Origin of the sequence: Fructilactobacillus cliffordii, assembly GCF_024029355.1 — a bacterium.
GTDB classification, from domain to species: domain Bacteria; phylum Bacillota; class Bacilli; order Lactobacillales; family Lactobacillaceae; genus Fructilactobacillus; species Fructilactobacillus cliffordii.
In genome coordinates this window covers 1177850-1202313 of record NZ_CP097117.1, presented here as the reverse complement: position 1 = coordinate 1202313, position 24464 = coordinate 1177850, and the positions used below count along the sequence as shown (strand labels likewise).

25 protein-coding genes are annotated in these 24464 nt (G+C 47.3%); 8 read left to right on the top strand and 17 right to left on the bottom strand.

Annotated features, from left to right (window positions below; genetic code table 11):
- Window positions 1-42: 42 nt before the first annotated feature.
- Complete coding sequence (locus M3M38_RS05900) at window positions 43-708, bottom strand: phosphatase PAP2 family protein (RefSeq protein WP_252813904.1); 666 nt, start codon at window positions 706-708, stop codon at window positions 43-45.
- A 140-nt stretch (window positions 709-848) separates the two neighbouring features.
- On the opposite strand from M3M38_RS05900, the gene M3M38_RS05895 reads away from it, so the two are divergent.
- Both M3M38_RS05895 and M3M38_RS05890 read left to right on the top strand, forming a co-directional pair.
- A complete protein-coding gene (locus tag M3M38_RS05895) occupies window positions 849-1694 on the top strand; it encodes a sulfite exporter TauE/SafE family protein (RefSeq protein WP_252766835.1) in 846 nt (281 codons plus the stop codon).
- Entirely contained in the window at window positions 1694-2074 is a 381-nt protein-coding gene (locus M3M38_RS05890) for a DUF1634 domain-containing protein (protein WP_252813903.1), read from the top strand. The genes M3M38_RS05895 and M3M38_RS05890 overlap by 1 nt, the downstream gene beginning before the upstream one ends.
- Window positions 2075-2106: 32 nt before the next feature.
- Here M3M38_RS05890 and M3M38_RS05885 read toward each other — a convergent pair whose 3' ends face one another.
- Together M3M38_RS05885 and M3M38_RS05880 are read right to left on the bottom strand one after the other, a co-directional pair.
- Complete coding sequence (locus M3M38_RS05885) at window positions 2107-2568, bottom strand: threonine/serine exporter family protein (protein WP_252766833.1); 462 nt, start codon at window positions 2566-2568, stop codon at window positions 2107-2109.
- A 10-nt stretch (window positions 2569-2578) separates the two neighbouring features.
- A complete protein-coding gene (locus tag M3M38_RS05880) occupies window positions 2579-3358 on the bottom strand; it encodes a threonine/serine exporter family protein (RefSeq protein WP_252766832.1) in 780 nt (259 codons plus the stop codon).
- 158 nt (window positions 3359-3516) lie between these two features.
- Between M3M38_RS05880 and M3M38_RS05875 the strand changes: the two genes are divergently transcribed.
- Window positions 3517-3864 (top strand): hypothetical protein, encoded by a 348-nt coding sequence (locus M3M38_RS05875; protein WP_252813902.1) that lies wholly within the window; start codon window positions 3517-3519, stop codon window positions 3862-3864.
- Between the two features lie 57 nt (window positions 3865-3921).
- On the opposite strand, the gene M3M38_RS05870 is transcribed toward M3M38_RS05875, so the two are convergent.
- The 6 genes from M3M38_RS05870 to M3M38_RS05845 all read right to left on the bottom strand — a co-directional run bounded on the left by M3M38_RS05870 (window position 3922) and on the right by M3M38_RS05845 (window position 9030).
- Entirely contained in the window at window positions 3922-4896 is a 975-nt protein-coding gene (locus M3M38_RS05870) for a type I phosphomannose isomerase catalytic subunit (protein WP_252813901.1), read from the bottom strand.
- A gap of 112 nt (window positions 4897-5008) precedes the next feature.
- Window positions 5009-5908, bottom strand: coding sequence for a cation diffusion facilitator family transporter (locus tag M3M38_RS05865; protein ID WP_252813900.1), 900 nt, complete (start codon window positions 5906-5908; stop codon window positions 5009-5011).
- A gap of 62 nt (window positions 5909-5970) precedes the next feature.
- Window positions 5971-6411 (bottom strand): nucleoside 2-deoxyribosyltransferase, encoded by a 441-nt coding sequence (locus M3M38_RS05860; protein WP_252813899.1) that lies wholly within the window; start codon window positions 6409-6411, stop codon window positions 5971-5973.
- 21 nt (window positions 6412-6432) lie between these two features.
- A complete protein-coding gene (locus M3M38_RS05855) occupies window positions 6433-6834 on the bottom strand; it encodes a hypothetical protein (RefSeq protein ID WP_252813898.1) in 402 nt (133 codons plus the stop codon).
- Between the two features lie 19 nt (window positions 6835-6853).
- A complete protein-coding gene (locus tag M3M38_RS05850) occupies window positions 6854-7729 on the bottom strand; it encodes an RluA family pseudouridine synthase (protein WP_252813897.1) in 876 nt (291 codons plus the stop codon).
- A gap of 74 nt (window positions 7730-7803) precedes the next feature.
- Window positions 7804-9030, bottom strand: coding sequence for an MFS transporter (locus tag M3M38_RS05845; protein WP_252813896.1), 1227 nt, complete (start codon window positions 9028-9030; stop codon window positions 7804-7806).
- A gap of 166 nt (window positions 9031-9196) precedes the next feature.
- Between M3M38_RS05845 and M3M38_RS05840 the strand changes: the two genes are divergently transcribed.
- Window positions 9197-10150 (top strand): DUF4097 family beta strand repeat-containing protein, encoded by a 954-nt coding sequence (locus tag M3M38_RS05840; RefSeq protein WP_252813895.1) that lies wholly within the window; start codon window positions 9197-9199, stop codon window positions 10148-10150.
- Between the two features lie 53 nt (window positions 10151-10203).
- Here M3M38_RS05840 and M3M38_RS05835 read toward each other — a convergent pair whose 3' ends face one another.
- The 4 genes from M3M38_RS05835 to helD form a co-directional block, all read right to left on the bottom strand.
- The gene (locus tag M3M38_RS05835; RefSeq protein ID WP_420842626.1) at window positions 10204-12360 is read right to left on the bottom strand and encodes a heavy metal translocating P-type ATPase; all 2157 of its coding nucleotides are present in this window, start codon (window positions 12358-12360) and stop codon (window positions 10204-10206) included.
- Window positions 12361-12363: 3 nt separating this feature from the next.
- The gene (locus M3M38_RS05830; RefSeq protein ID WP_252813894.1) at window positions 12364-12819 is read right to left on the bottom strand and encodes a CopY/TcrY family copper transport repressor; all 456 of its coding nucleotides are present in this window, start codon (window positions 12817-12819) and stop codon (window positions 12364-12366) included.
- Between the two features lie 122 nt (window positions 12820-12941).
- A complete protein-coding gene (coaA, locus tag M3M38_RS05825) occupies window positions 12942-13856 on the bottom strand; it encodes a type I pantothenate kinase (protein WP_252813893.1) in 915 nt (304 codons plus the stop codon).
- Between the two features lie 3 nt (window positions 13857-13859).
- Window positions 13860-16175: an RNA polymerase recycling motor HelD gene (gene helD, locus M3M38_RS05820; protein WP_252813892.1), complete on the bottom strand. Its 2316-nt coding sequence runs from the start codon at window positions 16173-16175 to the stop codon at window positions 13860-13862.
- A gap of 122 nt (window positions 16176-16297) precedes the next feature.
- On the opposite strand from helD, the gene M3M38_RS05815 reads away from it, so the two are divergent.
- The 3 genes from M3M38_RS05815 (at window position 16298) to M3M38_RS05805 (ending at window position 19833) form a co-directional block, all read left to right on the top strand.
- Window positions 16298-16948, top strand: coding sequence for a histidine phosphatase family protein (locus M3M38_RS05815; protein WP_252813891.1), 651 nt, complete (start codon window positions 16298-16300; stop codon window positions 16946-16948).
- Window positions 16948-18210, top strand: coding sequence for a GTPase HflX (gene hflX, locus M3M38_RS05810; RefSeq protein ID WP_252813890.1), 1263 nt, complete (start codon window positions 16948-16950; stop codon window positions 18208-18210). The genes M3M38_RS05815 and hflX overlap by 1 nt, the downstream gene beginning before the upstream one ends.
- Before the next feature lie 279 nt (window positions 18211-18489).
- Window positions 18490-19833 (top strand): APC family permease, encoded by a 1344-nt coding sequence (locus tag M3M38_RS05805; RefSeq protein WP_252813889.1) that lies wholly within the window; start codon window positions 18490-18492, stop codon window positions 19831-19833.
- A 35-nt stretch (window positions 19834-19868) separates the two neighbouring features.
- On the opposite strand, the gene M3M38_RS05800 is transcribed toward M3M38_RS05805, so the two are convergent.
- Window positions 19869-20813 carry an NAD(P)H-dependent flavin oxidoreductase gene (locus tag M3M38_RS05800; RefSeq protein ID WP_252813888.1) on the bottom strand — a complete coding sequence of 315 codons (945 nt, stop codon included), beginning with the start codon at window positions 20811-20813 and terminating at the stop codon, window positions 19869-19871.
- A 155-nt stretch (window positions 20814-20968) separates the two neighbouring features.
- Here M3M38_RS05800 and M3M38_RS05795 point away from each other — a divergent pair, with 155 nt between their 5' ends.
- Window positions 20969-21631, top strand: coding sequence for an NAD(P)H-binding protein (locus tag M3M38_RS05795; RefSeq protein ID WP_252813887.1), 663 nt, complete (start codon window positions 20969-20971; stop codon window positions 21629-21631).
- A gap of 59 nt (window positions 21632-21690) precedes the next feature.
- On the opposite strand, the gene M3M38_RS05790 is transcribed toward M3M38_RS05795, so the two are convergent.
- The 3 genes from M3M38_RS05790 to M3M38_RS05780 form a co-directional block, all read right to left on the bottom strand.
- Window positions 21691-22296 carry a DUF975 family protein gene (locus M3M38_RS05790; protein ID WP_252813886.1) on the bottom strand — a complete coding sequence of 202 codons (606 nt, stop codon included), beginning with the start codon at window positions 22294-22296 and terminating at the stop codon, window positions 21691-21693.
- 110 nt (window positions 22297-22406) lie between these two features.
- Window positions 22407-23783 (bottom strand): amino acid permease, encoded by a 1377-nt coding sequence (locus tag M3M38_RS05785; protein ID WP_252813885.1) that lies wholly within the window; start codon window positions 23781-23783, stop codon window positions 22407-22409.
- Between the two features lie 333 nt (window positions 23784-24116).
- Complete coding sequence (locus tag M3M38_RS05780) at window positions 24117-24404, bottom strand: CsbD family protein (protein WP_252813884.1); 288 nt, start codon at window positions 24402-24404, stop codon at window positions 24117-24119.
- Window positions 24405-24464 lie beyond the last annotated feature (60 nt).

Here is a 24464-nt window from a genome sequence, read left to right as displayed (position 1 = left end):
TAACTAGAATGATGAGCTAACTAAGGGGATTCATTTTAATGATTAATAATTACTACGCTGAAAAAATTTTGCTTGCGCTAAGCGGGGCGCATACCGAACGTACAGGTATTCTGCAATTTGTAGCCAGAAGTAGGCCAAAGTAGCCGCACCCACCACATCAGTAGGGAAGTGTGCGTTCAGATAAACCCGGGAAATCATAACCAGGATTAACCAAATTACTAAGATAGTCCGCACGATCCACATACTATTTTTCTCGTTAATCATGGGCACTAAAATAATCCAGATGATGCTTAAGACCAGCATTGTTCCTAAGACGTGCCCACTTGGGAAGCTGTAGCCTGTGTCCTTGGCTAAATGTAAGGCCGGACGAGCACGACCCACCAAGTGCTTTACGATAAAGCCCAGTGCGTCTCCTCCGACTAACAAACACAGCGAGAACAACGCCGGAATTCGTGCCCGGCAGCCCCAGAGAATAAAGGCCAACAGAATCATCCACACCACGTCCATCTTAGGACTGGCAATGAAACTCACGATTGTAAAGAAACTCGTCCAAAAGTTCGAGCTCCAGTGTTGGACCACGCCCACTCCAATCGTATCTAAAAAGTTAATAAAGCCCCAGTTAAGCTTGATCGCAATTGCTAAGATCAGGGTAATTAACCCTGAAATCACCAGCTTATAGGGACGACTTGGATCTCTTTTAATTATCATTTTTCTCTTTCCCTCCGCATTAATTCAGTAGTGCTAGTATAGCATATTCCACTAGCTAACCCAGAATTGAACCCAAGTCCTCTGCGGCGAAACGTTTTTTGCGTTACAATAAATTATATTTATGCTAAAGGAGAATTACCATGCTCAATAGTATTGTGATCATGCTAGGCGTCGGCGTCTTAGTCGGCATCCTCGGCGCCATCCTTGGAATCGGAGGTGGGATGATTATCACCCCCGTTCTAACCCTCGGAATGGGACTAGACATCAAGTATGCGATTGGGGCGAGCCTGATTGCGGTGATTGCCACCAGTTCCGGGGCGACGATTGCCTATCTGCGCGATAACGTCTTAAACCTTCGGGTGGCCATGTTTTTGGAAATTGCCACGTCAGTCGGGGCCATCGTGGGAGCGCTCTTAACCGGTGTGTTGAATCCCATTTTTCTCTACATTCTGTTCGGTTTCCTGTTGTTCTTTTCTGGAGCCAACATGGTCCGCAAACTGTGGGGAAAAAATAGTGATCAAATCACCCATACCGATGACAAGATTGCTAAGGACCTCCGACTCAATGGTTCGTACTACGATAAAAACCTTCACAAAGAAATTGACTATGGGGTCACGAACGTCCCGACCGGCTTTGGAATTATGTTTGGGGCAGGCGTTGCCAGCGGATTACTCGGCATCGGTTCGGGGGCTTTTAAAGTCATCGCCATGGATACCTTCATGAAGATGCCGCTCAAGCCGTCCAGTTCAACCAGTAACCTGATGATGGGAGTCACGGCAGCCGCCAGTGCTACCATCTACTTCTTCAACGGTTCAATTCTGCCCCAGATTGCAGTACCTCTTGCCCTGGGAATCATCGTCGGGGCGGCCATCGGTTCCCGGGTCATGCAAATTATGCCAACCCGCTTGATGCGGATTATCTTCATTCCGATTCTCTTGTACCTCGGATTACAAATGATTCTTAAAGGATTTGGGGTGACCATCTAATGAAAACCAGCAAACCTGCTACTAACGAAATGCAAGCCGTTGAACAAACCATCGGAAAAATCCTCCGTTGGGGAGTAATTGTGGCCGCCACCATTATGATTATCGGTCTCCTGCTCTACCTAATGAGCGGCAGTCTAGGCGTCGCCACCCACTACCACGTCAAGAACTTCTTCGAATTATTGCAAGGACTGGTGACCGGGAAACCGTACGCCGTGATGATGACTGGGATTTTTGCCCTCATTCTCACGCCGGTGCTCCGGGTGGTCGTTTCGATTTACTCGTTTTACCGCGAACATGATTCTTTATACATGGTGATTACCAGCCTGGTGCTCGTGATTCTGCTAACCAGTTTCTGGCTCGGCATCGAATTTCACCTTTAAAAATAAAATAACAATTAAAAAAGCTGAACCACTCACATGTGGTCCAGCTTTCTTAGTATCTGACGTCTGGTGTAATAAAATAGTTGAATAAAAAGTTCAGAAAGCAAAAATCCCATCGCAATCGAACCCGCAATCATCACCACTTGAGTTAAATAGTAAAAAGCCATGTGGGGCTGATTCATCGCGACGTATTTCATAACCTGATAGGCCTGGCCGCCGGGAACTAGCGGCACTAACGCGGGGGTATTGAACACAATCACCGGCATTTTTTTGTACCGAGCGGCCATCATTCCAAAAATCCCGATGGAAAAGGCCCCAAAAACGTTTCCACCCACGTAACCACCAACAAAGGTGGAATAAGCTAGATAAACGAGGTACCCGGATACCGCAACCACCCCACCAAGGTTGAGCGCCCGCGGTGAAACGTTGATTAACAAGGCAAAGCCAATGGTGGCAATGTAAACGCCCACGATTACAATGAAAAAATGGAGCATTTTAATTCACCTACCCTAACCAAATTAGTGCTAACGACACGCCAAACCCGAGGGCACAAGCGCAAATTAAAGCTTCAATTCCTCGAGCTGGCCCACTAATCAAGTTTCCAGAAATCAAATCCCGCACGGCATTCGTAATCGGCACGCCGGGAACTAGTGGCATAACCGCTCCAATGATGATGTTATCAACACTCTGTCCGAGACCGAATTTCACCGCGTAAATGGCCATCGCACCAATTGACATAGCGGCTACGAACTCACTAATGAAACTCGCGTGCACCCGGGTGCTAACCTCCCGAAAGATGAGCCAGCCAAACATTCCCACCAAGCTAGTAATGAAAAAATCGGGAATATCGTTGTTAAAGACCACTGTGATGGCTCCCGAGAGCACTGCCGCCGCGACCATCAATAGCCAAAACGGATAGTATAGACCGATATGTTCCACCTTTAGTAACAAGCGGTAAAACTGGTTAATGGTCAGCTTTTTTTCTGCAAATCGACGGGACAGCTTGTTGACGGCCGCAATCCGGCGCAAATCAAAGTCTCGTTTTTCAATTTCTTTAATCTGGGCCCCCGCTTCATCGTTTGCAGAAATCATGAGTCCTGTGATGGTAACGTAGGCGTTTAAGTCTTTTAACCCTGCGTTGTCAGCAATTCGTTTAATCGTATCGGAAACTCGATTTAATTCGGAGCCGTTTTCAATTAAAATTTTGCCGGCTAGTAAGCAGGTTTGGACTACCTTATTGCTGTAGGCCTGCTTTTTTTTCGAACGATTTTCATGCTTGCCCATCACACTCACCACTTTTACTTGTATCGCTTTCCTTCCCTGCTTACTCTACTATATTTAGCTAGATTTTAAAACTAGCAGCGGAAAATGATTTTACGGATTTCCTGGTTATCGTTATAATAAGGAACGATACTACGCGCGTATAGCACAGGAGGATTAGCATGAGCGATAATTTATCATTTTCTGAATTGAGTGACACGGCGAAAGCCAAGGCCCTCAATGATTTTGTTCCCTTTTACTTTTCATTATTAACCAACGAAGAACTAGATGTAATGGCTTCCTTTGACTTTAACCACGTCATTGCTGACATTAACCGGACCATCATGGACGTTAGTAATCAAGTTCCCGAGGAGATTTGTGCCTTTTCCGCTAGGTTTAACCGCGATGATTACCACAAGCTCCTGAGTCAGTTACCCCAAACCTTCTTTGACAACGGGAACCCGACCACGGACTGGCGTGAATGGTACGTGGAAGAAACTAACAAGCTCGATCCATTTGCTACGCTATAAGGTTCCAATTAAAAAAAGCAATCTCGGTTTGAGATTGCTTTTTTGTTTTGGTCAGCTTTAAACGGTTGCTTGAACGATTTTTAGACTGCCTGTGAGTTGGGCGGCTGGGAGCCCAACCGGCAAGACAAACGTCTGCCCGATGTGAATTGGGTAAACTTGATCACCCACGGTTAGGTGACCCTGTCCTGCAATCACTACGTTAATCGACCACTGGGTCTGTGGTTGTAGTGCTAATTGCTGATCAATATCCAGTTCAGCCACTTGGAAATACTGCGAACGCAAGATCTCCGTTCGGCCCGGTTGCTGCGGATCAGAACGAGGAGTCGTGGTCTCCGATGCTGGTGCTTGGGTCGGAAACCGAGTGGTTGCTAACGCTTCCTCAATCTGCAATGGCCGTTTTTCCCCGGTCCGTTTGTCGACTCGGTCAAAGTCATAAAAACGAAGCGTATTATCGGAGTTTTGTTCCACCTCAAGCGCTACGATACCGGCCCCGAGGGCATGCAAGGTTCCCCCCGGAACGTAAATAATTTCTCCCGGGTGAACCGGACGAGTAACCAAGTAGTCATCCAAGCGGTGTTCTGCAATTGCTTGCTCCAGCTCCGCCTGGGTTTGCGCCCGATGCCCGTAATAAGCCCGCGCACCCGGTTGCACGTCTAAGATGTACCAGCATTCTGTCTTTCCGTTTGGTTCGTGAAATAAAGAGCGGGCTGTTTGGTCGTCAGGGTGCACCTGAATCGACAAGTTTTCGTGAGCGTCCAGCAATTTAACCAGCAGCGGAAACTCTGCTCCCGCTGGATGTGCAAATAGTTCTGGGTGTTCGTCCCACACAGTTTGCAACGTCTGTCCAGCACAAGGTCCCGTTGCCACCTTGGATTGAAACTGACCATATGTAGAGGCTGCCCAAGATTCCCCCATGCCTGCTGTCGGTAAATCCGGATAATATTTATGTAAAGCATCGCCACCCCAAATCTTCGGTTGTAAAACCGGAGTTAAAAATAACGGTTGCGCTTGCAGCGTTTCACTTGTTTCCATTAGCTAAAACCCACTTTCTTTTTTTCCGTACGGTTTAGCATAACATGAAAGCGATTGCACTAACGTTAAATTCCGGTTACAAAAAACAGCCGACCCCGCCAGAGCCCGCTGTTTAAATGTCATAACCACGATCGTAAAAGAAGGATTCATCCGCGCCATGGGTGGTTTCTGGTTGAATCGTCACGTGATCAACGTGGTATTTAGTTTTTAAAATCTGATTAATCTGCGCGTAAATCGCCTGTACCTCATTCAGATCCATGTTGTTCATATTGACGTGGGCCGAAAATACAATGCTATTTTCGTCCACCATCAGAGCGTGCACGTGGTGAACCTTTTTGACGCCGTTAATCGCCAGCAGATCCCGGTTAATCCCCGTATAATCCAATTGGGGAGCACATTCCATTAAAATTTGCACCGTCTTTTTAATCACCGGCCAACTTTCATAGATAATGTACACCGCTACTAAGATTGTAATAAGAGGATCAATCCAGTACCAACCGGTCACCATGATGACCAAGCCACCGATAATAATGCCGACGGACGCCAAGGCATCACTCAGTAAGTGCAAATAAGTCGCCTTCAAGTTCAGATTGTGCTGAGCACCCCGGTTCAATAACACCGTTGAGAGTAGGTTGGCAGCTGCACTAATCACCGCCACCCAAATCATCACGCCACTGGCAATTTTTTCCGGATGGAAAAGTCTAGTTCCCGCCTCAACCAGCAAGAGCACCGACAGGATTACCAAAAATAATGAATTAAACAAGGCCGAGAGAATTTCAGCGCGCTTAAACCCATAGGTATTGACCCGGGTCTGCTTGCGCTTACTCAGAACGTGAGCCCCGTAACTAAAGATAATCGAAAGTGAATCGCCCAAGTTATGTGCCGCATCCGACAATAACGATAAACTCCCGGACAGTAATCCCCCCAGAAATTCCAACAACGTAATCGTCGCATTTAGCAACGTCACCGCCAAAAAACGGCGTCCCGTTAATTGTTCTTCGTGTTCGTGCATCAAAAGTCTCCTTCATCATTCGACTTCAGTTGATTAAAATAGTTAATTTTTAAGTTGATTGATTAAATAAATTTTCCGTCATATTCAATGGTTGGCATCCTGTGGAAGTCATACTGAGCCACTTCGTCGGGCGTCTTTAGGTAGGCGTGGAGACTTTCCCCAATCATCAGATTCACCGTTCCCGTTTTTTCATGAAAAACGATAACCGGCATGCCTTTTTGCACGGCATAACCAATTTCAAAGGCCGTCCCACTATCAACGTATTCCCCTTCAAAATCAATAATCGCAACCATCACCTCTGCGGCCTCAATGTTAGCCACGTCGATCTGGTAAATGGCCGTGGCCCACGGTTTCGTATATGCTTCTTGGTCCGTATCTTCATTTTTTCGGGGTGAAAAGAAGTCCTTCACCGTCGGATTTTGCGTTAAAGCAGCCTCAATCTTTTCAATTCGAGCAACTTGTTCATCACTAAAAAAGGGACTTGCTAAATAAATTTGTGCCATTTGTCTCGCTCCTTTGCGTCATTAGGCTTGAACCATCCGCCAATCACCTTCGTTGGCTTTCGAAATCTGATTTAAGAAATGAAGGACGTTTTCGGCCCGATCGTGGTCATGTTCGTTTAGTTGGTTTAACCCGACCCCCGTGTTCATCGGTTGACTAAGAGCAAATTCTCCCTTGTCATCTTCAGAACCAGTGGCAAATGCCATCACAGTTTCCCCAGTCTCAATTTTCGTCACAATGAAGAATAACGAAAAATCATCGTCATCCTGCATGTATACCGGCATCGCCCAGATGTCTGGGGCAATTTCAGTCATTTCATACTTCATGAACTTATAATCCTTGTGGTTCTTTTGGGTAACCGGGGTCTTGAGCGTAAACATTAAGTTAGCAAATGCCGCTCCCCCGAGCTTGATTCCATCTTCCACGGTCAATCCTCCTTTATTCTCATTCATATTTTAGCATATCAGCCGGCAACGGCGCTTTAAATTCAAAAAGTTGCTGACTAAAGGGATCAGAAAAGGTTAGTTGGCTGGCGTGTAACGCCTGTCGCGTAATTCCTTGGTCTAAAGGCCCGCCGTAGAGCTGATCCCCCAGCAAGGGATGCCCTAGGTGATTAAAGTGAACCCGGATCTGGTGGGTCCGTCCGGTATGAAGGTGCACTCGCAATCGAGTGGCTTCCGGAAGTTTTCGTTCCACCCAGTACTCCGTCTGCGCGCTTTGTCCCGCAGATATTACTTGCCGGGCAAATTCCGTTCCAACCTGGCCAATTGGCAGGTCGATTAGGCCATGTTCCTGGTCAAGGTGTCCTACTACAACCGCTTGGTATTCCTTTTGAAGCTGGTGCCGAGCTAACATTTGATTGGCAAATCCGGTTGCCATCCGGTTTTTAGCCACCAGTACCACTCCACTGGTAAAGCGGTCAAGACGGGTAATCACGTGGGGACGTAAGTCAGTCGCCCCCGCTCGTTCGAGGTGGCCCTTAACCCGATTCACCAGGGTATCATTTCGGTTACTGGGACCAGGCACGCTAGTGAGACCCGCCGGTTTGTTAATCACCAGCCAGTTATCATCTTCAAAAATGATTGCCAGTGGTTCATTACTAACGGGTACCTCTGGATCGCTGGTTTCTGGAGGAAATGTCACGGTCAGGGTTTCCCCTGGGGCAATTAAGCGGGTCGGCGCAATCACTGTTTTCGCAACTGCAAAACTGTCCTGTTGACGCTTAGTCGCCTGATAGAGCCGTTTACTCACCCCCGCGTTGGTCAAGACTTTTTTTACGGAGAGGGGTTGCTCCGTTTGATTTTGAAATTGAGCTTGCATGTTCAGCCTCGCTTTTCTTGCAAATGAAAAAATTTCCCATCACCAGCTGGCCATGGGAAATTAATGAGTTTTAATTAACGGAATAGTTTGTGGCGAATGAAGAGTAAGTCGTAGATTCCGATGGCTCCCATCACGAGCAAAGCAATTCCGGAAACCCAGAAAGCTAAACGTGGGCTATCAGAACTAAAGACTTGGTTAATTCCACCGAGCACGATGGGAGCTAAGAAAATCCCGATGTTACTTCCGATTAAGAGAATCGAGGTCGTAACGTTCAACGTTCCCTTCGGTGAGATCTCAGAAGCTACGTTCAAAATGTACGTTACTACCATTGTGTCTAACATGGTAATTAAAAACATTCCTAGAGCGGCCGTAAAAAATCCGTGTGCCATTCCCACGACTAACTGGCTAAGCCCCGTCGCAATCAGGGCCAGTGGAAGCATAAATTTCCGGAAGGTCGCCAATGCATTCCCGAACAAGATTCCCCCCATCAAGCCAAAGAACGGTGCAATACTAATAATCATTGCCGATTGAGCAATCGTCCCTAAGTTAGCGTGTTCAATAAAGGAAGATAAGCGCACCGTAGCTCCCACGTACGTGACCTGGTAAGCGGCCAAGAGCATCGTCCAAAAGATGACGTCTGGATTCAACCGTGGAGATCGCTTGTCGACTTCCATTTTGGGTTCTTCCTTTGGTTCAGGCACAAAGTAGTAGAAGAGAATTGCAACCGGAAAGGCAATGGCATACACCAAAAAGGAGCTGTGCCAACCATAGTCTACCAACAGGGCTCCGGCAATGTAGGAACAAATGGCATTCCCTAACATTTCAAACCCACTCCGATAACCCATCAGACGATTCTTGAGCTTCCCTTCAAAGAAGGTTCCGATTAAACTTACGGCTAAGCCGTTAATTAACCCTAATCCAATTCCAAAACAGAACCGGGACAATAACACCACGTAGTAATTCGTGGCAACTAGCGGAATCATCCCAAATAATCCACTAATCATTAGACCCACAATCACAGTTCGTTTCGGCTTCATGTACTTGGCCACCCAATTACTCAAGAGCAACATAATAATTACCGCTAACGCGGGCATCGTTGCAATAATCTCAATTGCAGAATATGAATGACCTGGAAAGGCTTTCTGCCACTGTGGCACCGCAGCTGACACTGAGAGGGCGCTTGCTAGCACCAGAGAAACTGATAACAGGGAAAACCGCATCATGGGTGAATACGTTCCTCGTACCAGATCAGAAAATCTGAAGCGTTTCATTTTTTCCACGCCATTGTTTCTTTTTGCCATGCCATTTCTCCTTTTGTTTTTTTATGATTGAAGACCCATGTTTTGGGTTTCTCGTACCAGTATAGAAAAAGCCGGGCGGAAATAAAAGACTTCCCCATCATTTCTTGCTTGTGAAGTAAAAAAAAGCGTGCTAAATTTAAAGGAAAGCCGAGAAAGGAAGTTTTCCATGTTTAAAAAAATCATGGGTCTGGCCGTTGCAAGTCTCGCTGTGGGTACCTTTGCGACCGTTACCACGCCAAACCAATCATTAGCCGCCACCCAACCAACGCAAAAAGTGAAAAACACCGCCCAATTAGACACACTAAAAATCAACGTTCCCGCTCAAGTGACCGTCAAAACGGGGAACGAATTTACCGTTACATCCAACTTTGATGGCAAACAAAAACCAAACGTAATCAAGAACGGTGATCACATTGACGTCACGTTTAAGGATCAGCAACTGTGGGAGCAATTAAAGCACAATCACAAACTGAAAACCAAAGTCGTGGTCACAATTCCGAAGATCACAAATCCTAACACTGTCAAAATTAATGCCAGTGACGTTACCTACAACACATCTGCTAAAGTTAAAAATCTCCAGATTAACAGTAACGGAGGAAATGTAACATTAAATAAGGCAAAGTTAAACCAAACCACGATTAATACCGCTAATGGAGACGTGACTAGCAACGACAGCCAACTGGGGAAAACGGACATTAAGTCTGCCAGTGGAGATGTTCGTTTGCTGAGCTCTAACCCCACTGAACTTGCAATTAAATCTGGTAGTGGCGATGTAACGTTACACAAAGTGGATACCGTCAAACCAGTTAAAATTGACAGTAGCTCCGGTGACGTAGCTTTATCCCAAACCAACCTCAATCAGGTCAAGGTTAATTCTGGAAGTGGTGAGATTGAGACCCATGATTTAGCCGCCAAAAACCTAATCTTTAATAGCGGTTCCGGAGATGTCACCATGGACAGCAAGAAACAAGCTAACTACCACCGGGTTAAAATCGACAGTAGCTCCGGTGACGTCCAAATTAAGAACGCCAAGATTGATTACAGTGAAATTAATACCGACGGTGGCGACCTCGATTTAAAGAACGTCGCAATCAAACACAAAGATACTGAAACTGAATAGTTTTAACTAAAAACAGGTGTCCTTCCAATGGAAGGACACCTGTTTTTTATTTACTAATCTTCTTTTTTCAAGTGTAACGTTAACGCATTGACCGCCACAATCACCGTTGATAGTGACATGATAATGGCTCCCACTGCTGGAGAAAGAATAATCCCAATTGGAGCTAAAATTCCGGCAGCCAGTGGCATCGCAATGATGTTGTAGCCAGCTCCCCACCAGAGATTTTCCACCATCTTGCGGTTGGTAGCCTTCGCTAAGTTCAAGAAGTTAATGATATCTTCTGGGTCACTGCGCACCAAGACCACGTCAGCAGAGTCAATTGCCACGTCGGTTCCGGCCCCAATGGCGACCCCGATGTTAGCTCGCGACAAGCTCGGAGCATCGTTGATTCCATCCCCTACCATCATCACGTGGTTGCCAGCGGCTTCCGTCTTTGCTACGACCTTTTCCTTGTCAGCCGGAAGGAGTTCAGCGTGGTACTCAATGTCGCCAAGTTCGTGCGCCACTCGTTTGGCTGAAAGGTCGTTATCACCCGTTAACATCACTGGTTTGATGTGCATCCGTTGTAACTGACTAATCAATCGCTTGGATTCGGGACGAAGGACATCGCCTTGGGCCGTCAAACCGAGCACGTTTCCATCCTGAACCAGGTAGCTAATCGAGTTCCCAGCGCCGGCTAGTTTGGCAAACTGATCGTGATCGTAAGCAATCTGGTGTTGATCCAAGTACTTAGCGGATACGATTTGGTAAAACTTGCCATTGACGGTTCCGGTAACTCCGACCCCTTGAATGGCCTGCATGTCCGTGGCTGGATCAATCGTTAGACCTTGCTTTTTGGCTTCATTCACCACGCCTACGGCCAACGGGTGGCTTGAGTTAGCCTGCACGTCGGCAAACAGATTTAACAGGTCTGTTTTGGAAAGGTCACTGGTACTAACCAAGTCATTTAACTGAAAGACCCCTTGCGTCAAGGTTCCCGTTTTATCCATGAAGACGTAGTCGAGTTTGTTAACCTCTTCAATTGCCTGCCGGTTTCTAATCAATAATCCGTTTTGGGCGGCAATCGACGTACTCCGGGCAATTACCAACGGCACCGCCAGTCCTAAGGCATGCGGACAAGCAATCACTAAAACCGTCACCATCCGTTGGAGTCCGACACTAAAACCGCTAATGATGGTCCAAATTACCAGGGCTAAAATCCCAATGCTGAGGGCGGCATAGAATAACCACCGAGCTACCTTGTTGGCTAACGTTTCGGCCTTGGATTTTTCCTTTTGGGCTTGTTGGACCAGGTTAATTACCTGGGACAGATAACCGTCACTACTCGTGGCCGTTACCTTTACTCGTAAACTACCGTCACCATTGACGGAACCACCAATCACCTTGCTGCCTTTGTTTTTAGCTACGGCCTTGGCTTCCCCGGTCACTAACGCTTCGTTCACATCACTGGCTCCCGAAACGACCACTCCATCAGTAGGAATCTTTTCTCCGGGTTGCACGACTACAATTTGTTTCTTTTGTAGTTGCCCTACAGGAACGTCCTTAGTTTGACCTTCTGCTGTTACTAAGTGTGCGGAATCCGGCAGTAACGCCGCCATCTTTTGCAAAGCGTTTCCAGCGTTCATCACCGCACTCATTTCAATCCAATGGCCTAGTAACATGATGACAATTAAACTGGCTAGTTCCCAGAAAAAGTCCATCACGTGTGCATTGGGATTGATAAAAGTCTTAATCACGAAGGAATAGAGACTGTAGAGGTATGCCACGGAAATTCCCATCGTAATCAACGTCATCATGGCGGGGGCATGGGACTTTAATTCCCCTTTAGCTCCGGAGAAGAATGGTTCTCCTCCGTAGAAGAACAGAATCGTTGATAAAATCATGACGACCCAGTTGGAGCCGGGGAACGTAATTTGGAAGGGTAGAACAATTCCCATGAAGGGAGATAATAAAAGAATCGGAATCGCTAGGATTAGTGAAATCCAAAAGCGACGCTTAAAGTTCCCCATGTTCATCATGTGGCCGCCACCCATGTCCATTTCCATCGAGCCGTGACTCATGTTCATGCCCCCCATGTTCATGGAACCGTAGTTCATCTGCATGCCGTGCATGTCTTTTCCATCAGATTTCATATCCATGCCCTTCATGTTCATCGAATCATGATCCATGGGCATGCCGTGCATCTCATTCTTATTTTCGTCTGGTTTCATAACTTACTCCTTTCCATGTTCTTGGCAGTTTGCCATTCGATCTGGTAAACAATTACAATCAACTTCTTCAGGGGCCGTTAGCAACTTCTTCGCTAAAGCAGCTTGCAACGCCTGAATATCTCCCCGACTGATTTCTGACTTTTGGACGAGATCTAGCAGCACCTGGCCTTTGTGCATCTCACACAATTGAGTAAACAGTGCTTCCGCCGTCTCGTTCATCGCTAGTTGCTCGCTTACCTGCGGATGGTACATAAATTGCCGCCCGTCTTTAGTGGTGGTTAACAAATTTTTGTCGCACAACCGTCGTAATAAGGTCTTAATCGTTGACGTCTTCCAATCCGATTGCCGTTGAAACTCCGTAATGATATCCGTTGTCGAACTCGAACCCAACGACCAGATTAACCGCATCACCTTCCACTCGGCCGGTGTAATGTCAATTTGGTTCGTTTCCGTTGCCATCTAGTCACCCCGTTTCGTCTACATTTGTAAATTTCATTGTTAATCTTAATCTACAACTGTAAATTTTGCAACCATTTTGCCCGTCAAAAAAAAACCACCCCGAAAATGGAGGTGGTGTTTGGTTAGTATTTACGCAGGTACAAGCGCTCAATCATGTGCTGTGCCCCTTTATGAATAATCAAATTAGCCCGGTCCCGGGTGGGCAAAATGTACTCGTTAAGGTTCGGGAGATTAATCTCGCGCCACGTTTGTTTGGCAATCGCCAGCGCCTCATCCTCTGAATACTTTGTGTAACGGTAAAAATAGTTCTCCGGATCGGTAAAAGCCGTCCGCAGTAACTTTTGAAACCGGGTTAGGTACCAACTTTCAATCAAACCCGGGTCCGCGTCAATGTAAATCGAAAAATCAGTAAAGTCACTGACGTAGAGATGTTCCTCAGCGGGAATTTGCAACGTATTAATCCCTTCAATAATCAAAAAATCAGGGCGTTCAATTCGCGTCACTTGATCCGGAACGATGTCGTAGGTCTGGTGGGAATAAACTGGAGCTGTTACTATCGGTTCCCCCGCCTTGACCCGGAGCAGGAAGTCAATTAAGCGGGCCATGTCATAGCTCTCCGGAAACCCTTTCCGGTCTAAAAGCCCTTGTTCCGTAAGGATTTTGTTCGAATACAAAAATCCATCGGTTGTCACTAACTGGGTCTTGCGGTTCGGGAGTAGATGGGTCAACAGGTACTGCAGCACGCGCGCCGTGGTCGACTTTCCCACTGCGACACTCCCGGAAATCCCGATGATAAATGGAATCGTCTGGGAAGTCTGGTGCAAAAAGTCACTCTTGCGCTGCTGCCACTGGTGATAGGAGTCAAAGGCCCCTCGCAGTAATTGAATCAGGGGCATGTAAACCTGTTGCACGTCCGTAATCGAAATTTGGTCGTTAAAGGCCTTTAACTGGTCTAGCGTCGTCGCGTCAATCGGTTGCAGCGTGGTCGGGTAGAACTGGGCCCAGGTGGCCTTATCATACGCGTCAAAGTTTTCCATTGCTTACTCCTTTACCAATTGGTAATCGGTCGGGTTCACCGCTGCAAAGAGGGGTGACGGCTCGCCGATGGAGATGATTTCCAAGCGGTGCATGGCCCGGGTACAAATGGTGTAAACCAGCTTGTCATCCTGATCTGTCGGATAGCTATCCTTGGAACCGTCCCACATCACCACGGCATCAAATTCAAGCCCCTTGGCGAGGTAGGCTGGAACAATCACAACCCCCTTCGCCAGACGTTGATTTTCCGTTTGAATCAGCGTCGCGGAGACCCCACGGTCCTTTAAATCAGCAGCAATTTGGCGACATTCAGCGAGCGTCTTGCCAATCACCGCGGTGGTTTCTTCAGCCTTTTGATTGGTAGTAATCGTTTGGACTAATCTCTGGACCGCTTGCTCGTGGTTCTTAGTTATGGCAAGCACCGGTATCTCACCCTGACGCGCGTAGGCTTCGATGTCTTGACCATCGGGAATTAATTGCTTGGTAAAGTCCGTAATCTGGGCCGTTGATCGGTAGGACTTCAATAGCTTGATAACCCGAATCTTGTCGGGATTAAAGAGCTGCCGCAAGTCTGCCATCAACGTTTGACTGCTGTCTCGGGTAAAGATGGCCTGGTTTAAATCCCCCAGGACCGTAAACTTTGCCCGCGGGTAGTTCCACTGCAAGTAGGCTAGTTGAAACGGCGTGTAATCCTGCACTTCATCAATAAAGAGGTAGCGCATCTTGAGGTCCGGCCGCTTCCCCGTTACCAGGTCAAACAAGTAGAGGTAGATGGAAACGTCCGCAATGCTGATTTTGCCATTTTGGAATCGTTTCACCGTGGCACGGACGCTGGTCTGCCATTCGGACAACGTTACGTGCCAATCGGACAGGTTGACCAGTTCCGGAACCTGACGCAAAAAGTTAACGAACTGCTGGTTAATATTAAAGAACCGATTCCGTTTAATCTGTTGGTGAACCTTGGCAAAAGCCGCCTTGACCACCTGGCGCGCTAAGAAGCGAGCATCACGATCGTCATCCGTCCGTTGCCGACCAGCGTTGGCGTGTAGCATCTCAATCTGCTCGCTACTGAGTCCTTCCACGGCTTCTTCCACCCAGCGTTTCTTCATTTCCATGCCCATCCGTTGCTTCAAAATCTGCAGCAGCTTTTCCTTAGTAGCCTCTAATCGATTTCGCAGCCGGTAATTTGGGTTAAAACTGCAATAAATTTCATTAATTTGTTCCTTAGAAATAAAGACCTTGCCTTGAAACATGATGTTCCGAAAGGCCGCTCCCGTTTGGTTTAAGGAATCTGCATACTTCCCTTCGGCTGCAAACAAGGTCAGACTATTTTTCAACGTCGTCACGTTTTGGGTTTCGTCAGTCAAGCTTTCGTCAAAACGTTGTTCCAAAGTCTCCACCGTGAGTCGGGGCACCCGTCGCCGCATAAACTGGTAGTAGGTCATCTGCACCATGTTTTGTTCGCCTAATTCAGGCAGCACCTGGTTGATATAGTCGTTAAAGAGTTGGTTCGGCGAAAAAAGAATTACCTGACCCGGCGTTAGATTGCCCCGGTACCGGTACAACAGGTAGGCCACCCGTTGCAGAACTGCCGCCGTTTTCCCGGATCCAGCGACCCCTTGCACAAACAGGAGATCCGAACTGGTGTCCCGGATAATCGCGTTCTGTTCCTTTTGAATCGTGGTTACGATGCTCTTCATCTTAGTGTCTGACTGGTGTTGTAAGTTTTCCAGTAACACCCGGTCGCCAACCGCTTCGTCGGTATCAAAAACCTGGGTCAGCTTGCCATTCTTAATCTGGAGCTCGCGTTTTAAGGTGACATCCACCCGTTGTGGACCGCTCGGTGCATTGTAAGTCATTTCTCCGACACCACTGTCGTAGTACACGCTACTAATGGGGGCTCGCCAGTCGTAAATAAGGTACTCGTCGCTATCATTCGGATTGACAAAGGAAGACAACCCAATGTAAATCTTTTCGGGCTGTGCTTCACCCTCTTCCTTCAGGTCAATCCGGGCAAAGTAGGCGTTTTGGTCTAACTTTTGCAACGTCTCCATGTCCCGCGTTGCCGACTGCCACCGGTTTTGCCGTTGTTCCAACATTTGTTGTTGCTGCCGGACGGAGACTCCGGTTTCCATTTGGCCTTCGTAAGTACTGGTCTTTAAGCGAACATCATCATAGAAATGATCCTCTAAATCCTTTTGACTCTGCTTGGCCTTCGTAATCGTTTCGGCCGTTGTTTCTTCTGCAATTTTAATCTTGCCCCGCACGTAGTCGAGGTGGGCTTGTTCTGCTTGTTTAATCTTGGTGTCTTCTGTCGCCATCGTGCACCTCCGTTAGTTTAATCGATGAACCATTCTACCATATCTAGCCACTAAACACGATGAAACAACCGGTAAGTATGGTAAACTGAAGCTAAATTATGCCGTAGAAGGAGGAATTTCCCATGACTGGAATCAACCTGTATTTTGTTCGTCATGGACAAACCCAACTAAATCATTACCACCGCATTCAGGGGTGGGCTGATTCTGATTTAACTGATAAAGGAGTGCAAGACGCGGTTACAGCCGCGAACACCCTCAGTCAGATCACTTTTGACCAAGCGTACAGTAGTGACACCAAACGAGCTAGTCGAACCGCCCATATTATTTTAGAAGCCAATCCGGCACCGCTCACCGAACCCGTCCAAAAGCCAGCGCTTCGAGAAGAAAACTTTGGCTACTTTGAAGGCAACGATACCGGCCAAACTTGGAGCATTGTCGGGGGACGAACTGGCTGCTACTCCTACCCCGAGTTAATTGAAACCTTTGGAATTGAAAAAACCCGAGATTTAATTGCCGCTGCCGATCCTTACGAAGAAGCTGAAAACGATCAACAATTCTGGGCTCGTTTACAACCCGGACTAGACGAAATCGTTGCCAAAGCCGAACCCGGTCAAAACATCTTGATTGTCGCCCACGGAACTCTGATTAAGAGTGTCGTCAGCAAGTTTAGTGACATTGACATTCGGGATTCCATTTTAAACGGCAGCATCACCAAGGTCATTTACGAAGATGGAACCTTTACCGTCGACTACTACAACCACAAGGAGAATTAATGGAACCAACACCAACCCCGGTCATTACGATTGGACTGAACGTTAATCACCCCAACTTTGACTATTCAATGGATGAGTTAGAGCAGTTGGTGGTCGCGAACCACATGCAAAGCATTGCCACCCTCGTGCAAAAACTGGATCATCCAGACGCTGGTACCTACTTTGGGAAGGGCAAGATTGAGGAACTAGCCGACCTCGTGCGCAGTACGGATGCTGAAACAATTGTCGCAAACGATGAACTTAGTCCCAGTCAGATCCGCAACATTGAAAATGCTACCAAGGCCACGGTGATCGACCGGACCGGCCTCATCCTAGAAATTTTTGCTAACCGGGCCCACACTAAAGAAGCCCAGTTGCAGGTCCAACTCGCCAAGTTGCGCTACCAACTACCCCGCTTACGTACCAGTGCCAGTCAACGCCTGGACCAACAGGCCGCGGGGGGTGGCTTAGCTAACCGGGGAGCCGGAGAAACCAAGCTTGAATTAAACCGCCGGACCATTGAACACCAGATTAGCCATGTCCGCCACGAACTCAAGGAACTCGGGCGTTCCTATGAAACCCAGAGTCAACGCCGCAAGGAAAACCGGATCAAAACCGTGGCTCTGGTCGGTTACACCAACGCCGGTAAGTCCACGATTATGAACGAACTGGTCAAACGATATGGTGAAAACGAGGACAAGCAGGTCTTTGTAAAGGACATGTTATTTGCCACCTTGGATACCAGCGTCCGGAAACTCGAATTACCCGGGAACAAGCAACTTCTACTCAGTGATACGGTCGGCTTTGTTAGTGAACTCCCCCATCAACTGGTGGAAGCTTTCAAGTCCACGTTAAAAGAAGCCGCTACGGCCGACCTTTTGGTCCAAGTAGTCGACTATTCCGACCCTAACCAAGAACTGATGATGGAAACCACGCAACGAACCCTCCAAGAAATTGGGGTGCCCAACCTACCGATGATTACGGCCTTCAACAAAGCCGATCGGACCGGCAGTCGTTTCCCAGAACGAGCGGGCGAAAACCTGATTATGTCAGCACTGGACCCCGCTTCAATTGATGAATTAGTAGCCATGATTAGCGCCCAGCTGTTTTCTGACTACGTGCAAAAGACCTACCTCTTCCCATTTCAAGCTGGGGATCTCGTTTCAACCTTTAATCAGGAATTCGACGTCCAACAAACGGAATATCAAGCTGACGGCACCAAACTAACGGTTTCCTTACCCGCTAGTGCCGCCGAACGCTTCCAAAAATATGAAATTAGCTAATTAATTAACATTAATTGTTGACAACTGTTCAGGTTCTGTATACAATAATGTCATTGCTTAAAGATGAAATTGGAACAAACGTCTGTACAGAGAATCCACGGAGCTGGGAAGTGGATCAGACGAGCCCTTTAGCCGCTTTAAGCCTCATGAACGTTAATCAACTAAAAGTGCTTCCAATCATTTGGAAGAATTTGGGTGGAACCGCGCGTCACAACGTCCCTAACAATTAGGTTAGGGGCGTTTTTTGTTCGGTTTCGACCGTTTTAAGGAGGAATCATCATGAAAAAACAAACTTCACAAGCGGATGTTTCGTTAAACCGGTCGCTAGGCCTCTGGTCAGCACTTGCCCTCGTGGTGGGGACCATCATCGGGGTCGGAATCTTCGTCCGCCAAGCTGCCATCATTAACGACGCAGGCTCTGCCAAGGCCGCCCTTTTCGCCTGGCTTGCCGGAGGCCTCCTAACCTTGGCTGCCGGACTGACAATTGCAGAAATTGCCTCCCAGATTCCTAGTACCGGGGGTCTCTATGCATACATGGAAGCCATCTACAATAAATTCTGGGGCTTTTTGTCCGGGTGGATGCAGATTATCGTCTACGGACCAGCCATGATTGCAGCGCTTGGTTCGTACCTCGCCATCCTGGTCCTGGACTTCTTCCACTTGCCATCATTCTGGACCCTGCCAATTGCACTAGGTTCAATCATCCTGGTGGGAATTTTAAACATCTTCCCCAACCGGTACGGTGGTGCTTTTGCCATCATCACCACGATCTGTAAGTTGGTCCCAGTGGCAGCTTTAATTATTTTTGGACTCTTCTTTGGTCACGCCGATGCCTTTTCGCAAAGCGTGGGTGACTTACACACCACGGCCGGTGGTTTTGGAGTTGCCATGTTGGCCACTCTGTTTGCCTTTGACGGTTGGATTTTAGTGGCCAACCTGGGGGGAGAAATTAAAAATCCAAAGAAGATGCTGCCACGCGCCATTTCTTTAGGAATCATGCTGGTCATGGTCATTTACCTGCTGGTTTCCTACGGGGTCCTCAAGAGCATTGGTCCCGCTAAGATTCACGAACTGGGTACGACCGCCATTCCTTACATTGCCAACCAAGATTTTGGGGTTTGGGGTGGAAAAGCGCTTAGTATCGGAATCATCATCTCCATCATTGGATGTATGAACGGAAAAATCATGACGTTCCCCCGGATTATGTACGCGATGGCCGAAGAAAAGCAATTACCGGGTTCAAAGTGGCTGTCCTACCTGAATCCGAAAACGCGGACTCCAGTCTTTGCCATCATCGCCACGTTAATTATTGCCGGCTTGATGATTTGCTTCACCAATCCCGACCGGATTTCTGAACTTTGTATCTTCACAGTGTACTGTTTCTACGTGATGGCCTTTGTCGGTGTCTTCTTACTGCGGAAACGGAACCCGAACCAAGTCCGGGTCTTCTCCGTCCCGCTGTTTCCCTTCACGCCGATTGTGGCCATCTTGGGTTCCCTCTTTGTAATCATTTCTGAAATTACGTCTGATCCCATCGGGGTTCTTGTTTCCCTGAGCATCGTAGCCATCGGAATTCCGGTGTACTACTTCAAGGTGATGCGCCCGCGTCAAGCAACTAAATAACAGACAAAAAAGGAGCGACCATGGTCGCTCCTTTTTTAATGGAAATCTTGCATTAAATCATTAATTAATTCGGCAACAGTCGGTTCCGTTTGAATCAAATCCAAACCAGTGTTGACGGTAACTTCACCGGCTTCCAGTTCACCGTGCAACATGGCTGGTCGGACGCCCCCGAGTTCCCGTGTTTTGTGGAAGGTCGTGTGGTCCCCCTCCCGAAATTGATTGGCGAGTTCTTCCATCCGCCGATTGCGAAGTGAACGTTGGTTAGGTGCCACCAGCAACAGATCTTCAGCGGTACTAGCCATAATCTTTTGTTTGGTAACCGGGGCCGTCCGGGCTTCCTGTGTCACTAAAAAGCGACTGCCGACAAAGACCCCTTCAGCTCCCAGTGCCATGGCAGCCCGCACGCCACGGACGTCGTTAATGCCACCGGCCGCTAACACCGGAATCGAAACGGCATCCGCAATCCGTGGCACCGTAGTAAAGGTCCCGTTCCCATGGGTCGGAATCACGCCCCCTTCGTCGTATCCAGTCGCAACGATTAGGTCCGCGCCCAGTTCGACCTGCCGTTGGGCTTCAGCGGGTGTCGGATTATAGCTACGGGCAATCAACGTGGCGCCCGCCTCCTTGACCTCGTGATAAATGGTTTCATCCGGTTCACCACCCACCAAAAAATAACGAATCCCAAGGGCTAACGAACGCTCTAACACTTGCTGCGCGTACGATTGGTCTTCTCCCTGTGGATTCAATCCCAAGGTCATCGCAATCGGTCCGTTGGTGAGTTTCTGGGCCATTTTAATTTGGTGTTCCATGATTTCCATGCCGTTCTGTGCTAATGAATCTCGTCCCGCATTGGGACCAAACGTCCCTAATCCGCCCGCATTGGTGACAGCTGCGACTAATCGCGCATCCGTCAGCCAGTTCATGGGTGCTTGAATCAAGGGATAACGAGTGCCTAAAATCTCTGTTACACGATTTTGCATCTTGTTTCCATCCTTTCTACTTACTTTTAGTAATTAATATTACTAGACCTGCCACTTAAACACAAGCAACCAGGTTTCATAAGCAAACCATTCGAAAAAAAGCGATTAAGTAGTTATAATGACCCTTTAGAATGGCAGAAAAGGAGAGTTCTATTATGAAAATTATGATTATTGGTGGTTCCGGACGAGTGGGAAACGCCTTAACGCACGACTTGCTCCAGAATCCAGCAAACGAAATTACAATTGCCGTCGGCCATCCAGAAAAGGAAGCAGCCCAAGCCCTGGCTGCACTGGACCACGTAACGGTTGAAAAGTTGGAACTGGGGATCATCGGTTTACCAGAACTTACTAATCTGGAAACCGGCTTTGATGCGATTTACTTTGTCGCTGGCTCGCGGGGCCACGATTTGGTCAACGTCGATAGCTTTGGAGCCATCAAAACGATGATTGCTGCCGAAAACGCGCACGTCGACCGCTACATTATGCTCAGTTCGTTTGGCGCTTTAGACATCGATAGTTGGCTTAACAACGAACACTACGCTAGTTTACAAGCCTACCAAGCTGCTAAGTTCATGGCTGACGACTATTTGAGCCACCGGACGAACTTGAACTACACCATTTTACAACCCAGTTCGTTAACGGAAGAACCAGGGACAGGCTTAGTGACCCTTAATCCAACTCACAACGCCGCTAGCAATCCGATTCCCGACGTGGCAGCCGTGTTAGCAGCTAGTCTGCAGAATCACCACACAGACCATCAAGTAATTACGATGGAAGGCGGACAAACTCCGATTGAAACGGCGCTTGATCAACTTTAATTGATGACACAGAAAAGCCAGTGACTGACATTTACTCAGTGACTGGCTTTTTGCTTGGTTTAGATAACATCTCCACCTGCAACTAATGCTTCGTGATAGTTCACCATCGTCCCCACGTAGTACGGAACCAGCCAGAAAAAACCAATTCCAAATGTCAGAAAGGACAAAATTACCCATCCGATAAAGGATAGATTTAACCAGAAGAGTTCTAACTTGTGACCATCCATCATGGTTCGACTCTCCGTGATGACCTCGTTAATGTCTGGAGCATTTTCCCCCCGCAACACGTGATCCCGGTAGATGAAAAGTGCTTGTGAATAAGCCAATCCTTTCACGATTCCTGGCACAATCAGTAGTAACGACCACAATAAAGTATAAATCTCAACAACAATGCAGAGTAAAAATGGTCCCCACGGCCGTGGTGTCGCAAGCATATTACGAAAAGTAGCCGTTAAAGGATATTCTGGAACTCGTTCAAAGTCAAACCATTCGCTGAAGGTTAGCACCATCCCTACCGTGGTAAAGCTTCCTAAAATAGCATATAAGATCCCCGTCGTGGCAGTAAAGTAGGTCACAATTACAAACGGTAACCCGATTAAAATGGCTGCTCCCCAGTTCCCGGCAAAGTTGCGTAAAGTTTTTTGTTTTAATAGTTGAAAGTTCATGAGTCCACCTCGTTCTTATTTGTTTTCGTTGTATATTATATATCGTATAATATCAAACTGCAACAAAAAAAGCGAACAATCTCAAGATTATCCGCTTTTGCGACTCAAATTTAGTTTAGTTTCCGTTTCTTGTTGCGATCAAACAAGACGTACCCAACGATCATAGCTGCAAAGAAGATTACGGTCGCAACCACCGAAATCCGGGTTTGGCCGTTTACCAACAGCACTACCAAGACCACAAGATAAAATAAAATTGTAGCGTAGCTAGAGCCTGGGAACCACGGCATCTTGAAGTGGTCCGCCGGATTGGCGTTTGTCCGCTTATATTGAATGTGGGTGATCATGATGATAATCCACACGAAGATAAAACTCATCGTGGCCACTCCGGTAATCAGCAGGAAGATCTTGCTAGGATAGAAGTAGTTTAACAGCACGATCCCTAAGAAGAGAATCGATGAGAATAAAATGCCAACGTACGGAACGTTGTGCCGTGAAAGCTTACTAAATGACTTCGGGGCTTGGCCGTTCTTTCCCAAAATGTACAGGGTTCTAGACGTCGAAAAGATGGCAGAATTGGCGGCTGACAAGGCAGACGTCAAGACCACGAAGTTGATAATGTCAGCTGCATACCTAATGCCCAATCCCGAGAAGATTTGCACAAACGGTGACTGGCTGGGGTTAATTTGATTCCAAGGGTAGACCGACATAATCACGACCATGGAACCGACGTAGAACAATCCGATTCGCATTGGCACAGAGTTAATCGCTTTCGGGATGTCCTTTTGCGGATTGCGGGTTTCCCCGGCGGTTAACCCCACCATTTCAATTCCGGTAAAGGCAAAGATTACGATGGGAAAGGCCATGATAAAGCCCAAGAATCCAGTAGCAAAGAAGCCCCCGTGGTCAAACAAGTTGGCTAAGGAAGCGGTCGTCCCGTGAGTGTGGAACCCAACCGCAATCATCCCAATCCCGGCCACAATCAGAGCTAGGATGGCAAAAATTTTAATGCTCGAAAATGCTGATTCCAGTTCTCCAAACCACGCCACGTTGATCAGGTTAAAAATCACTAAGATTGTTACCACAATTAACGGCATAATCCACTGCGGGAGCTGGGGGAACCAGAAGTGCATGTAAATCCCGGATGCCGTTAAATCGGCCATCGCCAAACTAGCCCAACTCAGCCAGTAGGCCCAGCCAATTGCAAACTCCCATTTTTCGCCTAGATACTGGCGGACAAAATCGATGAAGGAATGAAACTTCAGGTTGGATAATAACAATTCTCCGACCGCTCGCATCATGAGGTATGAGAAAATTCCGGTAATTAAGTACGCGAGGATTAAAGCCGGTCCTGCCGACTTAATTCCCTCTCCAGAACCTAAGAACAGTCCAGTTCCAATCGCGCCTCCGATGGCAATCATCTGGACATGCCGCGAAGTTAGTCCCCGGTTTAAATCTTGTTCCTGGTTCGTTTGTGCTTCTTTTGCCATATTCAACACCTTTCTAAAAGAAAAATGTCTCCGTTTCAAATCAGGTCGGTTTGGCGTCGAGACATTTTTTCATGCAATTTATAAACTTTTTCTTAAACAGTCTGAGAACCATCCTATCAAGATTCAGAATTAGTGTCAACTAAGTTATCTAACTTTAGTAACATGCTACACTAAGGATTAGGGAGGCCTTATCAATGAAAATTCGGAATTTACTGGTGGTCATCGCATTGGTGCTCATCTTTTTATCAATTATGGGCCTATCGTGGTACGCCCAACGCTAATTTAAACCACACAAAAAGGACGGCAGTCAACGCTGCACGTCCTTCTTTTTGATTAGTCAGTTAAAGCATCTTTGGCGTCTTGAACTTTTTCTTTCACAGCGCCTTTGCCACTTTCGAAGTCGCCTTCCAACTTGGCCTTTGGGTCATCCGTCAGAGCGCCTTCGACCTGTTTGGCTTTTCCTTCTGCTTCGTCAGTAAAGCTATCAAATTTTTCAGCAGCCTTACCACTTAATTCATCAAACTTTTCAGTTAAATCTTCCAAAGCATCCGTGTCTTTTAATACAACGTATCCTAATGCCACGTTGGCAGCTAAACTAAGTCCTAAAAGTACGTTTTTCATAATGAAACCCTCCTTTTTTATGCCTTAAATGTAGCACATTCTATCCATTTCGACCACTAA

Bases quoted from the DNA above. Each gene is read 5' to 3' on its own strand.
- M3M38_RS05885 (WP_252766833.1), bottom strand. From the start codon at position 2,568: ATGCTCCATTTTTTCATTGTAATCGTGGGCGTTTACATTGCCACCATT.
- M3M38_RS05880 (WP_252766832.1), bottom strand. From the start codon at position 3,358: ATGGGCAAGCATGAAAATCGTTCGAAAAAAAAGCAGGCCTACAGCAAT.
- M3M38_RS05815 (WP_252813891.1), top strand. From the start codon at position 16,298: ATGACTGGAATCAACCTGTATTTTGTTCGTCATGGACAAACCCAACTA.
- M3M38_RS05865 (WP_252813900.1), bottom strand. From the start codon at position 5,908: ATGCACGAACACGAAGAACAATTAACGGGACGCCGTTTTTTGGCGGTG.
- M3M38_RS05850 (WP_252813897.1), bottom strand. From the start codon at position 7,729: ATGCAAGCTCAATTTCAAAATCAAACGGAGCAACCCCTCTCCGTAAAA.
- M3M38_RS05790 (WP_252813886.1), bottom strand. From the start codon at position 22,296: ATGAACTTTCAACTATTAAAACAAAAAACTTTACGCAACTTTGCCGGG.
- M3M38_RS05840 (WP_252813895.1), top strand. From the start codon at position 9,197: ATGTTTAAAAAAATCATGGGTCTGGCCGTTGCAAGTCTCGCTGTGGGT.
- M3M38_RS05845 (WP_252813896.1), bottom strand. From the start codon at position 9,030: ATGGCAAAAAGAAACAATGGCGTGGAAAAAATGAAACGCTTCAGATTT.
- M3M38_RS05895 (WP_252766835.1), top strand. From the start codon at position 849: ATGCTCAATAGTATTGTGATCATGCTAGGCGTCGGCGTCTTAGTCGGC.
- coaA (WP_252813893.1), bottom strand. From the start codon at position 13,856: ATGGAAAACTTTGACGCGTATGATAAGGCCACCTGGGCCCAGTTCTAC.
- hflX (WP_252813890.1), top strand. From the start codon at position 16,948: ATGGAACCAACACCAACCCCGGTCATTACGATTGGACTGAACGTTAAT.
- M3M38_RS05900 (WP_252813904.1), bottom strand. From the start codon at position 708: ATGATAATTAAAAGAGATCCAAGTCGTCCCTATAAGCTGGTGATTTCA.
- M3M38_RS05835 (WP_420842626.1), bottom strand. From the start codon at position 12,360: ATGAAACCAGACGAAAATAAGAATGAGATGCACGGCATGCCCATGGAT.
- M3M38_RS05830 (WP_252813894.1), bottom strand. From the start codon at position 12,819: ATGGCAACGGAAACGAACCAAATTGACATTACACCGGCCGAGTGGAAG.
- M3M38_RS05785 (WP_252813885.1), bottom strand. From the start codon at position 23,783: ATGGCAAAAGAAGCACAAACGAACCAGGAACAAGATTTAAACCGGGGA.
- M3M38_RS05860 (WP_252813899.1), bottom strand. From the start codon at position 6,411: ATGGCACAAATTTATTTAGCAAGTCCCTTTTTTAGTGATGAACAAGTT.
- M3M38_RS05805 (WP_252813889.1), top strand. From the start codon at position 18,490: ATGAAAAAACAAACTTCACAAGCGGATGTTTCGTTAAACCGGTCGCTA.
- M3M38_RS05780 (WP_252813884.1), bottom strand. From the start codon at position 24,404: ATGAAAAACGTACTTTTAGGACTTAGTTTAGCTGCCAACGTGGCATTA.
- M3M38_RS05890 (WP_252813903.1), top strand. From the start codon at position 1,694: ATGAAAACCAGCAAACCTGCTACTAACGAAATGCAAGCCGTTGAACAA.
- M3M38_RS05795 (WP_252813887.1), top strand. From the start codon at position 20,969: ATGAAAATTATGATTATTGGTGGTTCCGGACGAGTGGGAAACGCCTTA.
- helD (WP_252813892.1), bottom strand. From the start codon at position 16,175: ATGGCGACAGAAGACACCAAGATTAAACAAGCAGAACAAGCCCACCTC.
- M3M38_RS05800 (WP_252813888.1), bottom strand. From the start codon at position 20,813: ATGCAAAATCGTGTAACAGAGATTTTAGGCACTCGTTATCCCTTGATT.
- M3M38_RS05870 (WP_252813901.1), bottom strand. From the start codon at position 4,896: ATGGAAACAAGTGAAACGCTGCAAGCGCAACCGTTATTTTTAACTCCG.
- M3M38_RS05875 (WP_252813902.1), top strand. From the start codon at position 3,517: ATGAGCGATAATTTATCATTTTCTGAATTGAGTGACACGGCGAAAGCC.